Annotated in this window: 12 protein-coding genes; 5 read left to right on the plus strand and 7 right to left on the minus strand. The window is 38.8% G+C overall.

Annotated elements, in window-relative coordinates; all coding sequences use genetic code 11:
- Positions 1-373 precede the first annotated feature (373 nt).
- The 5 genes from mobV to HMPREF9009_RS17715 all read left to right on the plus strand — a co-directional run bounded on the left by mobV (position 374) and on the right by HMPREF9009_RS17715 (position 4,202).
- Positions 374-1,741 (plus strand): MobV family relaxase, encoded by a 1,368-nt coding sequence (gene mobV / locus HMPREF9009_RS17695; protein ID WP_049702879.1) that lies wholly within the window; start codon positions 374-376, stop codon positions 1,739-1,741.
- A 338-nt stretch (positions 1,742-2,079) separates the two neighbouring features.
- Positions 2,080-2,535 carry a hypothetical protein gene (locus tag HMPREF9009_RS17700; RefSeq protein WP_049702880.1) on the plus strand — a complete coding sequence of 152 codons (456 nt, stop codon included), beginning with the start codon at positions 2,080-2,082 and terminating at the stop codon, positions 2,533-2,535.
- A gap of 25 nt (positions 2,536-2,560) precedes the next feature.
- A complete protein-coding gene (locus HMPREF9009_RS17705; protein ID WP_049702881.1) occupies positions 2,561-3,214 on the plus strand; it encodes an exodeoxyribonuclease X C-terminal domain-containing protein in 654 nt (217 codons plus the stop codon).
- A 19-nt stretch (positions 3,215-3,233) separates the two neighbouring features.
- A complete protein-coding gene (locus HMPREF9009_RS17710) occupies positions 3,234-3,803 on the plus strand; it encodes a hypothetical protein (protein ID WP_049703371.1) in 570 nt (189 codons plus the stop codon).
- A 12-nt stretch (positions 3,804-3,815) separates the two neighbouring features.
- A complete protein-coding gene (locus HMPREF9009_RS17715) occupies positions 3,816-4,202 on the plus strand; it encodes a hypothetical protein (protein ID WP_049702882.1) in 387 nt (128 codons plus the stop codon).
- Between the two features lie 89 nt (positions 4,203-4,291).
- Here HMPREF9009_RS17715 and HMPREF9009_RS17720 read toward each other — a convergent pair whose 3' ends face one another.
- From HMPREF9009_RS17720 to HMPREF9009_RS17750, 7 genes are all read right to left on the minus strand, one after another.
- Positions 4,292-7,495 (minus strand): FG-GAP-like repeat-containing protein, encoded by a 3,204-nt coding sequence (locus tag HMPREF9009_RS17720; protein ID WP_049702883.1) that lies wholly within the window; start codon positions 7,493-7,495, stop codon positions 4,292-4,294.
- A 129-nt stretch (positions 7,496-7,624) separates the two neighbouring features.
- Positions 7,625-9,469 (minus strand): S41 family peptidase, encoded by a 1,845-nt coding sequence (locus tag HMPREF9009_RS17725; RefSeq protein WP_049702884.1) that lies wholly within the window; start codon positions 9,467-9,469, stop codon positions 7,625-7,627.
- Between the two features lie 35 nt (positions 9,470-9,504).
- Positions 9,505-12,045, minus strand: a complete 2,541-nt coding sequence (locus HMPREF9009_RS17730) for a PL29 family lyase N-terminal domain-containing protein (RefSeq protein ID WP_049702885.1) — start codon at positions 12,043-12,045, stop codon at positions 9,505-9,507.
- Between the two features lie 82 nt (positions 12,046-12,127).
- Positions 12,128-14,353 carry a hypothetical protein gene (locus tag HMPREF9009_RS17735; protein WP_049702886.1) on the minus strand — a complete coding sequence of 742 codons (2,226 nt, stop codon included), beginning with the start codon at positions 14,351-14,353 and terminating at the stop codon, positions 12,128-12,130.
- A gap of 21 nt (positions 14,354-14,374) precedes the next feature.
- Complete coding sequence (locus tag HMPREF9009_RS17740; protein WP_049702887.1) at positions 14,375-15,430, minus strand: Omp28-related outer membrane protein; 1,056 nt, start codon at positions 15,428-15,430, stop codon at positions 14,375-14,377.
- A gap of 9 nt (positions 15,431-15,439) precedes the next feature.
- On the minus strand, positions 15,440-16,558 hold the full coding sequence (locus HMPREF9009_RS17745; RefSeq protein ID WP_049702888.1) for an Omp28-related outer membrane protein: 1,119 nt from the start codon (positions 16,556-16,558) through the stop codon (positions 15,440-15,442).
- A gap of 5 nt (positions 16,559-16,563) precedes the next feature.
- Complete coding sequence (locus HMPREF9009_RS17750; protein WP_049702889.1) at positions 16,564-17,661, minus strand: Omp28-related outer membrane protein; 1,098 nt, start codon at positions 17,659-17,661, stop codon at positions 16,564-16,566.

Below are 17,661 nucleotides of genomic sequence, written 5' to 3' on the forward strand. Positions count from 1 at the left end.
GCTGCGAGCGTATTTATCGGGAAAACCTTGTATCCGACCGCCCCGTGCAAAAGAGCCTTTGAAAACGGAAACGACCGCCCCGCCGCCCACCACCGACCGAAAGGGAAAAATAATAAGGTGGGGTTATACGGGTAAGCAGACGGCAGGGACAGCCACCGCCGAAAGGCAGACGGGCAGCACGCCGCAGGGTATTTACGAAGAAAATACCATAGCTTATTAGGGAATTTTCCGAGCCGCATTGCAAGCAACGCTGAAAATTCCCCAATAAGGCAAGGGGCAAGCCCCTCTGCACACCCCATCGGGGACGGCATTTGCCGCCCCCGAAAATACAAAAAATCATTGTTTCACAAGCCAAAAAAGAAAGGAAGAATATATGGGTTTCGTAGTTTTACACATGGAAAAGGCGCACGGCAGCGACAGCGGAACGACCGCACATATCGAGCGTTTCATCATACCGAAGAACGCCGACCCCACACGCACGTACTTAAACCGCAGGCTCATCGACTACCCCGACGGGGTGAAAGACCGTTCGGCGGCTATACAGCGGAGATTGGAAGAAGCGGGGCTGACACGCAAAATCGGAAGCAACCAAGTACGGGCTATCCGCATCAACGTATCGGGAACGCACGAGGACATGAAGCGGATAAAGGAAGAGGGACGTTTGGACGAGTGGTGCGCCGACAATCTGAAATACTTCGCCGACACGTTCGGAAAGGAGAACATCGTGGCGGCTCACCTGCACAGGGACGAGGAAACGCCGCACATACACGTCACGCTCGTCCCCATCGTCAAAGGAGAGCGAAAGCGCAGGAAAAGGGAGGAACAGACGAAGAAGCGATACCGCAAGAAGCCGACCGACACCGTGAGGCTGTGCGCAGACGATATTATGACACGGCTGAAATTGAAGTCCTACCAAGATACCTATGCCGAAGCGATGGCGAAATACGGGCTGCAAAGAGGCATAGACGGCTCGAAAGCTCGCCACAAGTCCACACAGCAGTATTATCGGGATATACAGAAACTTGCCGACGACCTCAAAGCGGAAGTGGTGGATTTGCAACAGCAGAAAGAAACGGCACGGGAAGAACTAAGACAGGCGAAAAAAGAAATACAGACCGAGAAGCTGAAAGGGGCAGCAACCACCGCAGCCGCTAACATCGCCGAGAGTGTCGGTTCTCTTTTCGGCAGCAACAAGGTCAAGACATTGGAAAGGGAGAACACCGCCCTGCATAGAGAGATAGCCGACCACGAGGAAACCATCGAAGCCCTGCAAGACAGAATACAGAACATGCAGGCAGACCACAGCCGACAGATGGCAGAAGTAGAACGGAAGCACCGCAGGGAGATAGCGGACAAAGAAACGAAGCACAAGGAGGAAATATCTTTCTTGAAAACGGTAATTGCAAGGGCTGCGGCATGGTTTCCCTATTTCCGTGAAATGCTCCGTATCGAAAACCTCTGCCGCCTTATTGGGTTCGATGAAAGACAGACCGCAACGCTCGTCAAGGGAAAGCCGTTGGAGTATGCAGGGGAACTCTACTCGGAAGAACACGGACGGAAATTCACGACCGAAAAGGCTGGGTTTCAAGTAGTGAAAGACCCCACGGACGGGACGAGATTAGTTCTTGCCATCGACCGAAAGCCCATTGCCGAGTGGTTCAAGGAACAGTTCGAGAAGTTAAAGCAGAACATACGCCGACCTATACAACCGCAAAGGAAAAGCAGAGGAATGAAACTGTAGAATTCCGATTTTAAACAGCGAGCAAATAAATCTGTTGCAACATAAGTGATTATCACAACTTTTCATTACTTTTGTGTTTGGATTGGGGAAACTCCGTCCAAGACATATTAGAAAAGAAAGAAGCGTTATGCTTATCTTGTTGTTGAAAACGTAGGAAATTTTCAAAATGAGCAAGGATGGCATAGTGGTTCTCACGCTATAGCGTGGGCTGCTATTACTACATCTGCTCATTAGGGTTTTCCTACGACCTTCAACAAAGACGTGGCATTGCAGTTCCACGCTTCTGTGTAATTAACGGCTTTATTGGAACTTAATGAGCCATAGGAATAAAGAAAAATATGAAATTAATCAAACAAATTATACCTATCGCTATTATTATAACATTAATGACATCTTGTGCATCAAGCAGGATTGTACTATCAAGCAATGCAGATGTAAGCAAGTACAAGTATGTTATTTTTGGTAGTGAATCATCAGGTGATAGAGAATTAGATGATATTATAATGGCAGTTCAAAATCAAATTGCAGAAACAAATCTAAAAGTGTTATCTACCTCTAATATCTCAAAGGTATTGGAGTGTTCTGATAGCATTCTTACGCCTAATATCCATGTTACTTCTGAAAAATGGGATGGAGGACATACATATATTACAGTAACATTTTACGACTACAATAACAATCAACGTATAGCAGTAGTAAAAAGTAGTGGAATAGGAATGACTGTAAGCCATGACCAAAATATAGCGTTAGGCGCAATAAGAAAAGAACTTGACAAATTATTTAAAGATAATTGAGTGTCCACCACAATGAGAATAAGATATGTACCCACACGATAATATTTTTAATATTTATTACAATATAGGTAAGCGAACACCATTTTTAGTTAAACGGTGTGAGTTGGGTTTAGCACGCTCATCAAGTGAAGAGAGGCGTATTGACCCTAATCGAGATAGAACCTTTTTAGTTGAAACAGTAAAGCCACGTGGTAAATATGGAAAAGCTTATGGTAAATGCTTTATGAATGGTAAACCTGATGACACTTATAGGAAAGAGTGTTATCCAAATATCAAAGATGAAGAAATCCCTTGTGCCGGATGTGGAGAGTGGGTTTTAATTGATGTTCCTGGCGTATCTCTTGATGAAATATTTCCTATTCACAAAGCGGATGAGATACTTATGTTTGGGAAATATAAAGGGAAATCTTTGGGGGATATTTATAAAATGGATTATCAATATCTTTATTGGTTAGAAACGACAGATAGGCTTTTCAAAATAGACTTTAAAGAGCTTAAACGATTGTATCCAAATGTCGAAAAAACTTTGGATATATCTATTTCAGAAAGGATTATTGATTTTGGGAAATATAAGGGACAAAAATTTGGCGATATTAAAGATGATATTTCTTATCTTGAATGGCTTGTTTCAATAGGTAAAATATCTATTGAAGACTTTAATTTATTAACTACTATATAACCAATTAAATATGATAAGTATGAAGAAAATTTTAATCACCTTAACAGTACTCTTTGCAGTCATTGACATTATGGCACAAGAGCACCTTTCGTTTAAGGGTATTCCCATTGAGGGAAGTATGACAGAATTTTGTCAAAAGCTCAAATCTAAAGGATTTACTTCAATTGGTCGTGAAAACAATATAACTTTGTTTTCAGGGGACTTTACAGGTCGTCAAGCAACGGTAGGGGTAACTGCTACAGACGATGGAAAAAATGTTTTTGCAGTTGTCGTTTTATTTGACCCAAGTGGGGAGTGGAATACCCTTGTTAATACTTACGACTATTATAAGGATTTATATACTCGTAAATATGGCAAGCCGACAATTTCAAAAGAAAACAACCCTGCCCATTTAGATTCCAATACCGCTTTAATGGCGGAAGTGCATCAGGGAACGGTTGTATATGGTAGTGCATGGGAAGTGACAGGAGGAGATATACAACTTTCAATTGAAAAGTCTTCTGGAGTTTATGAAGGTATGGTAATGATTCGCTATCGTGATTCTCAAAATGTTGAAGCCAAAATCCAAAATGATTTGGATGATATTTAGACAAGGACAGCTATGAAAAAAGTATGTATATTCATTGGTGGTGTTGTCACTGGAGCTATTCTAGTGGTTGTTGTTTCCATGCTTATAGCTGGTGGAAATTCTACTTATAAAGGAATTACATTATTTGAAAAAGAGGGAGAATGTATAAGTGAAAATTCTTTTAAGGTATTTCAAGTTTTGGATTCAGGTGAAGCCTTAGCTAACGAAGTAAAACAAGGATACTTGATACCAACAGGATTAACTGTGTTATTTTTGAATGAGGATGGACTGTCTTACTATGACGACCAAGTTATTAAGATACCTTCAGGTAAATGTGCTAAACAAATAGGGATATTCAAATATTCCGCTAAATCGGGTATGGAAAAGACAGTTCCTATAGTTGGTATACGTAACAAATAGAAAAGGTGGTCATTGACCACCTTTTCTATTTGTTACATAACATAACCTCATGAATGGGATGAATGATTTTCTTTTTTCGCAAGCCGATTTTATAAAATTGCCACCGATAGTTCGTACTTTCGGAAAAAGATATTATATTTGCAAATGAAAGAGTTATTTGACAGTATAGCAACGCAAAACGCTGAATTTCGCACAGTTGCTAAATCGTTACCTCTATTTCTCAAATAATTCGCTAAAAGTTTATTCTTCAATCGGTTAAGTCGAACCGATAAAAATCTAAAATATGAATTAAATGATTCTAAAGAAATTTTTCCTTGTGGAGTATAAGCGTATCTTTTTGTTTGAGTGATACTATTAGCTCCATCTCTTGTGTAGACAGTTGTAATTTTTGAAGGTTTCTTTTTATATAATAGATTATCCGGACGTACATATTGATAATTGGTTAAAATTCTTTTTTCTGGCATATTATTTACCCTAGCAAATCCTTGATAACTAACATCAGAGATTATGATATTATCTATTTCATCATAAGTATATTGCTCCACTTTTTCACATTGCTTATCCAAGTCTGTTTCAAAAACGGATGTATGTCTCAAATAATAGCTCCCTGACAAATTATGTAATTCAGCTCCATAGTTAGTAGACGAAACGATTTCATGTCCAACACGATACTCGCTTTTGGCAAGATATAATATACAGGGAGATCCTAATACATTATAAGTGTTAACCGTTATAGTATTTAAAAGAGAATCTGTTATTATTTGTTTTTCAAATCCAACAAAGTTACCTTTATCCTTTCTATAAAAAGGAGTAGTATATGAATATGACTTCTTACCAATATGAATGTCTTTATGTAAATCGGATGTTAGTACATAATTTACATTTCGAATTAATGAGTATTGCTTATTCCAATGAGTATATAATCCTTTTATTAGCGGATTCTTACTCACACGTGATTGTACATGACTATTATATTCAATAGAGCGCCTACCCGCATTACCATCTATGATATCAATCACCACATCAGAAGAACATTGTTCATCAAAAGTTACCAAACTGTATTTTACGTCACGAAAACGTGTAATCACCCCCGGCCCTGTTACTCTGGATTGAGAAATGGCTAATACATCAGCTCTACCATCCCCTGTAAAATCACCGGCAAAAAGATCATGTTTTATAGGATAAACATAAGATTTTCCCTTATATGAATACACATCATCTAATCTTGTAGTTCCAGGAGAAATATCAGGAGATAGAAATAAATCCGTAACATCAATATCATAGATATTATTCGTAAAATGACATCCGGGATAACTAACAATCGTAGCTCTAGCCTCTTTATCTTGATCAATTGTATAATAACAGGACATTAATTCCGATATACCATCATTATTAAAATCCGCAACTAAAAAAGATAAATTAGGATGTGATTCTGTAATTTCTCCTTTAATAAATTCTTTTCCATTATAATAATATATCAATTGTTTGTATTGTTCCCCGGATTTACAATAAAAAAAGATATCTGCATATCGATCATTATTGAAGTACCCGAATTTGAGATCATTAATTTCCCCTTCATTAAATGAAAAATGCGTCAATTCAAAGATACTCCCATAAGAATTAATAGCATAAGCCACAACCTCCTTCTTTTTTTTATCATACACAATGATATCGTCATATTTATCTCCATCAACATCTATGACTGCATAACTCCCATTGTTTGGCAAAGTCCCTTTTATTTCTAGGGAAGTATATTTTACTAATTCATCATCAAAAGAGTAGCATTTATTTCCGATTAGGAGTTGATCTTTTCTATTTCCCTCAAAATGCCCAACTAATACAGGACTAGCAACTCCCCCCAAACGGGTTGTTGTTTTATAACCTAATTTACCTTCCTCATTCAGATACGCTTTCATAATTATGAAATGCGTATCATCCTTAGTTAACATAGCTAAATCCAATAAACCATCTCCATTAAAATCTCCAGGAATAACAGTAAAAGAATAATTTTGGTCATAAATGGTTGTAGTCCATATTTTTTCACGATTTCCTTTTTTATCTATTGTTTGGACCTCTAATACAATATTTATAGAATCCATATATTCTGGAGGTCTCATTATATATTGTTTATCTATTGTTAGAAAATCTTCTATTCCATCACCATTAAAGTCTCCTTGGATCACATCTGTCGGACGATGTTCAAATGCATATTTTTGCAAACATTTCTCACCTTGATGCTTTCCCCAGCCTATTATAATAGGATTATATGCTACATTATTCTTTCCAAACTCTTGTATGTTATTAAGTTTTGGATATATATCTTTTTCATCTTTGATATACTTCATTTTATAGATACGTACCTGTTCACTTCCTGCAAAAACAAAAATTTCTTTCAATATCTTATCACGTTTAACCCTGAAACCATTCAGAAAACCAGTTGGAACATCTTTCACACGATTATATAAGAAATCAATTCGATTGGTTTGTGTGTAATTGCATGAATCATTTAATGTATATTCAATTGACTTCAACCATATATCTGCATTTTCAATATCTTGTTGATAATTATACAATATATAATTTCCATAAGGATCTTCTTGACAAGCTAAATACCAGGAAATAATAGTAGTTTGGTCAGCATTAGATAATTGGTATGCTCTGGTACCTTTGTAATCACCATAATAATATTTCATTCCATCTTGAGTGGTCAATACAAAGTAACGTTTATAGTCATCTCTGGTTATTAAGGAATAATCATTATTTTCTTTATAATAGACTGTTTTTCCATCCACCCATTTTGCTATTAGAGGTATACCATCCAAATAATATTTATTCCAAGAATATAATTCATTAAATCTAGACTCTTCATTACTACGAGTTATCGAAGATAAACATGACAAATTTATTCCTGTACCTAAAACTCCATCTCCACTATAACTATTGTATACAATTTCCAAATTAGGTCCTATTCCACCATTGCCAACAGGCAATGAGAGAGGAATTGAAAAATTAGAAGCACCATTTGCTGCTATATCAAAAAAATAAGGAGTAGATCCTACTGCTAAAAGTGTATCAAGAGTATGATTATTTACATCAACAGCTACATCATATTCCAAATATGGAATATCAACAGAAGCAGTAATCATTATTCGATGATCTTTACTCTCAATATTATTTGTCCGTGAAATTCGATTTCCATTATTATCATAGTCATAAAACAATCGATTATTCTGTGATAAAACCGAATTGTTTCCTAATAATAGACTTACTAATGCAATTTTCCAGAATCCCATAATATGTCATAATTATTACATGTGATTTTATAGTATTAAAGCAAAATGGGGATGCTCTCACTAACACCTTATCGAGAAGCATCCCCTTTAACTTAAGAGAAAATTTATTTCACAAGAGATTTAGTCTTACTAATATAAGTTTTCTACTTCCGGCTTGTTGTAAATGAGCGAGCCAAAAGTTCCCGCAGGGCGTTTCAAAGGTACAGATGGTACTCTGATGATTTCATCTTTTGAAGAACGTGTCAAACCAGCTCTTCCACTACGTTTCACAGGTTCTCCTGTAGTCGGATCCACCCCTTGAACATCGCATAGTGCCCAATATAATGGATAATTGAAATCAAAATTGTCCCAATCTCCGAAAGCATAAGGGAATACATTATCAATATCATCTTCATAGCTTGAGTTTTGATTATTCAACATGACATCCGGGTCAATACCGTCAGCATAATCTCCCCAGTCTTTTGCATTGAAAGAACGGAAAGTAATTGGAGCAAATTCATAATATTTATTTCCATATTTATATTCTTGCACTTCCATTCCTACGTTCTTTCCTTCCGTGCGGCTACCAAATAATTTCACAGGAAAATCTATGCCTCTTAATCCACTAATTATCAATTCACTGGCGGAAGCCGTTTCTTCCGAACAGATGATTCTTACAGATTTAAGATTTAGATCATCACCATCTCCAAAACGGATATATTCATCTGCACCGGAATTACGTTGCATTCTCATAAATACATCCGAACGATGTGATGTACCAGCGATAGAAGCGGCTAAATAACGAGCTAATTCAACAGAACCTCCATTGTTAAAACGTAAATCCAAAATCAAATCTGTGATGCCCTCTGTCTTGAACTGTTGAATTACATATTTCAAATCTTCCTCAAAATTCAAATCAAAACCTAGATAAACTAAATAACCGATATTGAATTTATTCTCTTTTTTGTCTTTGATAAACATTGAATTCAAGATAGGACTATTATTGTAACTACCAGTGGTTAATGTAGTAGTTCCATCCACCAAATCATAGCCGCCCCGGTTTTCATCAAAGATTTTACGCCTGTAGCCGATCTTAAAAGTTTCACCTCCACCTGCATAAAACAAAGTGCTCATATATTGCTGGTAATTACTCTTATTCAAAGTCGTACCATTCACAGCAACAATTACATCCCCCCGTCTCAATCCGGCTTTTTCAGCAGGAGATTCTAGATATACATATCCAATGGCTAATCCAATAGTTGTTTTATCCGGCATGTAAGAAGAGAAAAACGTTCCAAGTCCCGATCCTACAACACTTGTTGCACGAGTATTTGCACGAGTTCTACTGGAACCAGTTTCCATAATATAAGAATAGATATAACGCTTGCCTGCATTGACTGAAAATGCACGATAAGTTCCGCCATCCTCAATATTAGTTTTCATTGGTAAAAGATAAGTTGACAGAAAATTATCATAAGAAACCGATGCATAATCTACATCTAGTGTATTATATTCTTCTTTAAAGAGATAATGTTCCTTCAAATATTTATCCATATACTCATTAAGAGCTAGATCTTCTGCTGCTCCGGATCCTCCTCCTTGTGTGATAGTACATACTGTAACAGGAGTTTTATATCCCTCCACTTGCACAACCACAGTCAATACTCGCTCTTTTCCGGATTCGTTTTTATTAATTTTCACCTTTAATCCCCCTTTACCGGCAGCAGAGTTACCACTGGTATTAGTTATAGCAGCCCAATCTGCTCCTGTAGAATATTGCAAAGAAGGAGTCCATTTTCCAGAAGCCGTAAACGAAATCTCAACAGTCTCTCCATAAATAGAAGCCGTCTTTTCCGTTTCAGTACCAATCGCAGTGATTCCATTATCAGTATCACCGACATCTCCCCCGTCGTCGCTATCCGAACAATTACTGAAAGCAATCAGACACAAGGCAAGCAATACTATACTATAAAAGCTATTAAATAAGTTTTTCATCTATCATTATTATTAAATTAGAAAAATTAAAAAGATTATTGTGCCGGAGCTTCTACTACGGTTTTAGAAACCTCATAAAAACGTCCTTCTTCGTCCATCCAGGTTACATTGATATTAGTAGGTAATGTTCCGTAAGCACTTCCCGAATAAGTAGTTGTTTGTTTTACTCCGTTTTTCATTACATACCTGATTTGTTCATCATACATACCAGTCAGATAATCTGCCGGCCCGGCAAATACATAAAATACTTTGCAAGCAGACTTAGGTTTCACAGTGTAAGAAACGGTATAGAACTTATCTTTTTCTATCTTGTCAATCGTCACTTCCGGCACACTGGCATTCCATAAGTCCGCATCTCTGTCTTTCCTTACAAAAGTCGGTTTTGCACTAGTATACTCCTTCTTTGCTATGGTTGACGCAGGATTACCATCAGCATCAATAGCTATCATGAACAGTATATATTCTGTATTAAACTCGACATCCTCAATGGTCAATTGATGATTCTTCAGTTCAGCGGCAACAATTTCAGTTACATCACTATTCATCACCAAAGCCTGTTTGACCGCTTCTTCATTTCCCCAATACGGATAACTATTTGTGAAGTCTTTCAATTTCATGTGAACATAACGGTATTTTACCGGATTCCCGGTTGGTGTCAACGTTAAAGTTGTAGATAGAACACTTGCCTCTATTGCCACATCTACCGAAATTGAAGGATTATAAGATATTTCTTTGGAGTCAGCCTGTATTTTCACTAACGAACCGAGCTGACCTTTTTCATTCAAAGCTACCGCAACAATAAAACCTTTTGTTCCCGGGTCTAAAGAGATCCTTTCAAAGTTTTTTGCCTCTTTGGAAGAATCCCCGCTTTTGATAAGGTAAGAGATTACGTCCTTGTCGGTCGCATAATTGGCCAAAGTCTGTTCTTTCATATAAGAATAATAGAACTTATAACAACCTGTTCCGGGAGTAATAGTCGCACTAATGCTTGAAACCGTAGTAACAACACTACTAATATTTATCGCCGCTGTCCCGTCATACGTCAAGGCAGGAACTGCAATTTCAACCGCCACCAGTTCTTCTGTCTTATAGCCCTTCTCCTCCTTATAAGGAATGGCCCAAAGTACATACGTTGTTCCCGGTATTACTGTCGGAAGAAAATCTAACACCTTACCTTCCAACGGCCCGGTATAATCTGAAAACTGTTTGGTTCCTCCCCCATAAGCCAGATCTTCAATAACTCTTTCGGGTGAATAATTCGGCTTATCTAAAATCCCTGTATAATAAACGTCACAACCCTTTCTGATCGCAGAAACCGTTGCACCTTCAAACGTTATATCCGAAACCTTCAGTTCTATTGTTGCAGCAGTCTTAATCACGCTGGCAATCACGTCATCAGGCAAATATTCACTACCAGCTTCAGATGGAGGTACTGCCCAAATCATATATGTCTTTCCGGCTTCAGGATCCTTACCTATCAGTTCTGCCAATGGAACTTTATCAAGAGCCTCTGTCTTCATATACATACGGGCAACATATCCATTCACTAATTCAGCTACAGCCTCTGCACTATATTCATTAATTTCCAGCACTCCCAAATAATACATTTCTATACCACTCGTTAAAGTAGTAGAAACCGTTTGGCCCTCAACAGATATAGTAACAGGAGCCTCACCTATTATCACCGGAATCTCCGAGATTATGCTCTGCCCATTAGACGCAACAGCCATTACTGCCACTTTGCCCCCCGTTTCTGCATACTGATTCTCTGCCACAGGAGCAGTAATAGTCAGTCCCTTTCCTGTCAGTGAAACTTTCCAACCATCAGGCTTCGTTACGGTATACTTCGAAATACCACTCATTTCAACTGAAATCAGTTTCTCCTCGCCGTTTGCAAAATATTGTTTTCCTGATAATATCTCACATTTCAATTCCTTAGATTTCGACAACTTTAATATTGTGCCATCCTTCAGAGTAAAATACGCATAATCATCATCCTGACTAACTCCACTAAAAAGAGAGGTATCTCCTGTTCCTTCACCAGATGCGTAAACACCAGTAGACTCCCAAGTCTTTCCACTATCCGTAGAAATCTCCCACTCTTTCGTGTTCGTATTAATGCGAATCTTAGGAGCGGCAGCCGTTACAGGCATCATTTTTCCTTCTCCATCTTTCAAGAATGTCTTTTTACCGTCTGTACTAGTTATTCCCCAATAATAGATACCATCCTCTTCGTTCTTTATCACGGTTATTTGCGGAGCATCCTCCCCATTTTCACCATTACGAATAGTTACTTCCGTCTTATCTGAAAACTTAATTGTATAACTTCCGTCTTCATTCTCCAACACAGAAGCGATTGATTTATTTTGAGATAAAGCATCAGTCAGCGTCTTCAATGTGGAAATATCTGTCTGTACACTTTGTAACGAAGCTTCCAACTTATCCATGCGGTCTTCCAGACCGGAAATTGAGTTTTTTAAATCATCGTCATTATAACATGACGACAACATTACCACACATACTGCCAGGAAACATACATATTTCCCCATACTACATAAAAAATATTTTCTTCTCATATCTATGATAATTTAGATGATTAGAGAAAACCGCACGACAGACTTTCACGCTATCGTGCGGAATAATTGTGCCAATACTATATTATTTGGCGTGAGGATGTTTACCCAATTTTTTCAAATCAAGATAAATAGTACTTCCGCTCATCATCGCACCAGGAGTACTCTTATCCACTTTTTCCTTAATAATCGTATTTGCAGGAATCCGGTTATCTTTCTTCACTACTTGAGGTTTCACTGTTCCCTTTATTCCCTCCTTCAACTTCGGAGCATCCGGGAATAATACGGAAGGATCAGTAATGATACCTTTCTCTTTATCATAGAATACTGTATAAAGATCGCCAATCACTTCATTTCCATCAGCATCGGCACCAATAGGTACACATAGGGCAACCAGTCGTTTGGCTTCACTTGTCTTATCATATGATTGAGTAGTTGAGTTAACACCAGATATACCATAATCTAGACACTCTTCTTTCCATACATCCATACATTCCTGGTAAGTATAATCACCACTTGCGGAATAGTTATCTTCTGTTATGGCATAATATAGTTTGGCAACATCCTTCACAATAGAATACTGAACTGTAAAGTTACCCAAATCACTCATGTAGGCATTCAGTTGTATCGTCGGATTCGGACCTGCCACAATTGCTTCAGTGGTAGCTTTTACAATCTTCACATCCGTCAATACGCCATTCCAGTCTTCAGCCATATATGCAAATATATATTCGGTAGCCGGGTCTAATCCTGTCCAAGTGAAACTTTCCACCCCTCCTGTTGCATCAGCAGGCCATACATTAGAGTCTTCAGACAATAAATAATTGATTAATTCCGCTTTATTAGCATCTTCCAGTAAATCCGGTGTCATAATATACTGATGATAGAATACGGCTGTTTTCTGATTATATGAATAATTCAGTTTCAGACTTGTACGTCCCGGATCAGTGATCGTTATATCAATATCAGCTTCAGATGCATCCGGAGTATCAGTAATACGCGCTTTGGTAGAAAATGAAGCATGCTTTACTTCTTTGGATAACTGCCCATACTCATTACGCCCAATGTAAGCCACGACATAAGGAGCATCAGGAAGCAAATCAAATTGGAATTCTGTACCTTTATAGGAACCTTTTTGAGCAAAATTCGTATTTTTCACACCCCATCCTTCCTGGTCTAAAGTCCGTGCTAAAGTAGTCATGGTTGCTTCATCTGCATTTTCATAAGGAGCCCACTCCGAAGCCTTAAATATACGATAAAACATGGCTACGCAATTATCTTCCATTTCCACATTCATATCAACCATGGAAGCACCAATCCTGCTAATTTCCAGTTTGCACTCTGGTAATTCTGCATTCGGGCCTATTTCTTTCAAATGAAAGTCCTGACGGACATACTCACCCGGAGTCTTGTTCTCATCCAGTCCGATGCTGGTAGCGGTTATCATTCTTTTTGCATCTGCCGTATAACCGAAATCTACCGTATAATACAATTCCTCTTGAGGAACCTGTGCATCTTCCGCTTTTTGAATCCAGTGTCTCATAAAGTCTATATACATCGACTTTCCATACGTATTTATAAATGCATCAATAGGTTCTGAATCTCCACAGAATTGATAAAAATATTTACTATCCGTATTGGGGAGGTATTGGATACCGACTGCATGATAACTTGTAGTAACATCAATATCCACACGAGGAGTGCCTATTACACTCTGAACTGGTGTTTTTAGATAACAGATTTTCATATCCGCCGGATTCTGTCCGCCTTCATCATTACAACCGACTGTTATAATCAGGTATTCCGCTCCCGGTACAATCTCCGATTGAGCATATTTGGAATTTACCCAGTCAAATTCTGCATTCGGATAACTATCTCCTAAAGTAGATCGACTAAACGTATATGCACCTGCACCTTCAGAATTATAAATAGCCTCCATTATTAAATCTTCCACTTCCTCCTCTGTTGCCTGTACTCCTGCCCCTACACTTTCCAACAGGTAATTGTACATGCGGCATAAAGGATATACATCCAACCGATAAGATTGGACTTTAGAACCCGGAGTACACTCAAATACAAAATTATGTTCAGTGTTACTGGTAACTTTTATACCTACTCCTCGTTCGCCGCCGTCCACTTCATTTTCAACCCATTTGATAGGTGTAGGGTTTGGAGGAAGCGGCACATCTGGATTCACAGGTACATCAGGTTCTACACTCGGTTCATCACCATCCGAACACGAAAGGATCATAGAACTTATCACAAAGATAAATCCCAACATGAGTAATAAACTAAATAAATTCTTCTTCATAATTAAAAGTGATAAATGTAATTAATCATTTACATATTCATAATCGGCATCTCCATCAATTGCCTTGCAGACAGCCAAATTATTTACATATCCGTTTTCATCAGTAACCAATGCATAAAAAGAAAGATTCTCCGCATTCCATTCTTCTTCCATTATAACAGTATAACTCCTGCTCGACTCCTTACCGGTCGCTATATATCCCAATTTATCGCCATCAACGGTAGCAGACAGTAATTTACGTACCACATGGTTATGTGTGTAATCACGATAAATTCCCCCGTCATTCTGTTGGTACTTCAATCCGTTTTCTACCGCATATAAAATCAAACGATATTCAGCGTCTTTTTCTGACGTAATCCTCACTGTCACATCAGCCTGTCCGTTATATTGTGACTGGATGGCCACTCCACATGATGCGGGATACTCCTCCAAAGACTCATTAAATATAGCCCGCATGACACTATAGTTTTCAGATAGTCCCATTGTCCCACGCATATCAACCACACATGAAGGATAACCGGAGATAGAAAACTTTCTGGAAAGGATCGAAGACTGTTCGATTGTCATCGGATCAGCACTTGTTCCATCGACATGAAATGACATCAGATAAATAACTCCCTCATAACTCGAACTTATCAGATAGTTCAGGCGAGTCATTCCTGCCGGACACATGGCACACCATGTTCCGGTAAACTCCATTGCACAAATGCGTCTTACAAACTTAGAAGGTGTACCTGATGCGGCACTCGCAACTACTGTTATCAATTTAGATACATAGTTACCATAAGATGCCTCAAAAGCATAGGTTCCGGCTTTAGAAGTGGAAAACGTGCTTCCATCCAAGGTTTGCCCATCCATCACGGAACGGATGATTGCATCAGCTGTTACATCTATTCCCGCATGCATTACCGTAAAGGTTATAACATCCTTTCCGTCAGCAGTCAACGTATTTTTATTGACGCTCAAAATCACTTCTGTCTGCTCCGAATCATCGGAATTGCCAGAACAGGAAATCCAGAAGATTCCTACACAGCATATACAGACCAGCAATATTATTTTATAGACATTTATACACATAACTCGTCTTTATTCGTTATACAAGTAATCTGCCGATTCTCCAAGTTTGCACTCATTTACGTTGTTACACGTATAAGTTTTTCCCCCATCCAGCGTTGTCAACATCGACACAATCACACGCATATTATCCGCATTCCATCCCGATTCCAACTGACAAGATCGTTGCATGGTAGATTCTATTCCCGCATTTACTTCTCCATTGAAACGGTCGCCGTTCAACGATGTGGACACCACTGCACGTACTACATTATTATGAGTATAATCATTTCCTCCATTCGTTTGAAAGTATTTGATACCATCCTCTACCAGATAAATCAAACAACGATAGGTATTTGTTACGTTGGAAGTTAATTTGGCAGTAATCGTCACCGTACGGTCAGAAGCATTATATACAGATTCAATCGCTACCCCGCAAGAAGCCGGATAGTTACTTAGTTCTTTTTGAAGTTCCTCTTCAATCTGGCTCTTGATACTGATCATTTCTTTAGTACCTTTACGCAGATTGTAAAAGAGACGAGGCAGTCCGGAGAAATTGCCGAGAATATTAGTCCGGTAATTATTGGTAGCTGCCGTACTCATGGGATCCGTCATTCCCCCGAAATCCATGTGGTAAGAAGCTACCGCCAGTCGTCCCGGTTGTTCATTCTGAATTGCTTTCAATGTAGTGCTAAGTGCCGGACAAGCCTGACACCCGACAGAAGTAAACTGCATCCCCAGTAATTTATGATAATAGCTGGTTCCTCCTGATACGGGAGTAACCTGAACGGTCACTTCATTTTCACTAACCATTGCTTTTCCCTCATAATAGCGGGCTTTAAAAACATACGTACCCGGCACTGAAGTGCTGAAAGCACGAACGCCATAATCCAGATTTTCTTCTCCCGACTCCTTTACCAGAATCAGATTCATCGTGCTTTCTTCGCTTACATCTTGTGTGCCCAGTTTGACCGTAAAGGTCACTTTTTCTACCCCATCTGCCTGTATAGCCGTCTTATCGGCTGTAATCCGCAAAATGCCGTCATCCGTCCCTCCATTCTCCGTTTCGTCCGAACTACCGGAACAGGATGACAGCATTGCTAAACAAAGGATCATTACAATTGGTAGAATTGTCGAGTATAATTTCTTCATAAGCCTCAATCATTATAGAGATAGTCTATGCTACCGTTGATAGAACATTCGGTTATATTATCCACCATATATGCGTCATCTACTTTACGTAATGCATAAACCACTACACGCGATGTGGCAGGATTCAGGTTCTTTGCATTAGAAATGCTGAAAGTAGCGGCAGTGTGCTCCTGATTTGCATCCACAGTAAACCGTCCGTCAGTTGACATCGACAGATAATTGTTGGAAATAGCTTTTACCGTATAATCGTATGAGTTCTCATTTCCTCCGGATGCTGTCAAGCCATCAGTCACCAAGACATAAACCAGGTCATATTCTCCTCCCTCGCTCGACTTCAATGCAGCATTTACCGTAATTTCGCCAGTAGAAGAATTATAGGATGTATTTACCTTGATTCCGCATGTAGCCGGATATTTTCTAATTTGGCTTTGTAATGTCTGTTTGATAGCACTCACATTCCTGTCTATTGACATCACTTTTAAATCATAAATACAGGTAGGAAAGCCGGATGCTCCAAAACGGCTCATGATGGTGCTTGTCTGTGACAAATGGAAGGGATCAGTCGCTGAACTGCTGGAAGAATGAAAAGCCATTTTCACCATACGACCCGGCATCAGTTCTTCTACCTTCTTTAATGCCGAAGTCATGGCCGGACAATAGGTACACCAAGTCCCGGTCATTTTAAAAACACCCACCTTGCGATAGAAAAGTTCATAATTCTTACGATTCTGTGCGGTTACGGAAACTTCATCCGACTCCCAGTCCAGATAATATGCTTTAAACTTATGAGTCCCGTTTTCTACTGACACGAACGTATTGGTCCGTCTCTCCAGATAATCACCGGTAGTAACATCTTCAAAATATACATTCTTCATATATTCAGAGGTCGTCAGTACTTTCCCTTTGGCATCAGTCACCGTAAAAGTCGCCATATCTGTCCCGTTAGCTTCAATCTTGGCTTTATCCACAGTCAAAGTAATAGGTCCTGTCACTTCGCCGTTGTCCGGCTCTTCACCATTGTCGTCTGAATTGCCGCTGCACGCTGTAAAACATCCGCACATGCATATCAGACTTGACATAAAAAACATTGTAAATTTTCTCAT

This window comes from Bacteroides sp. 3_1_13 (assembly GCF_001185845.1).
GTDB lineage: Bacteria > Bacteroidota > Bacteroidia > Bacteroidales > Bacteroidaceae > Bacteroides > Bacteroides xylanisolvens.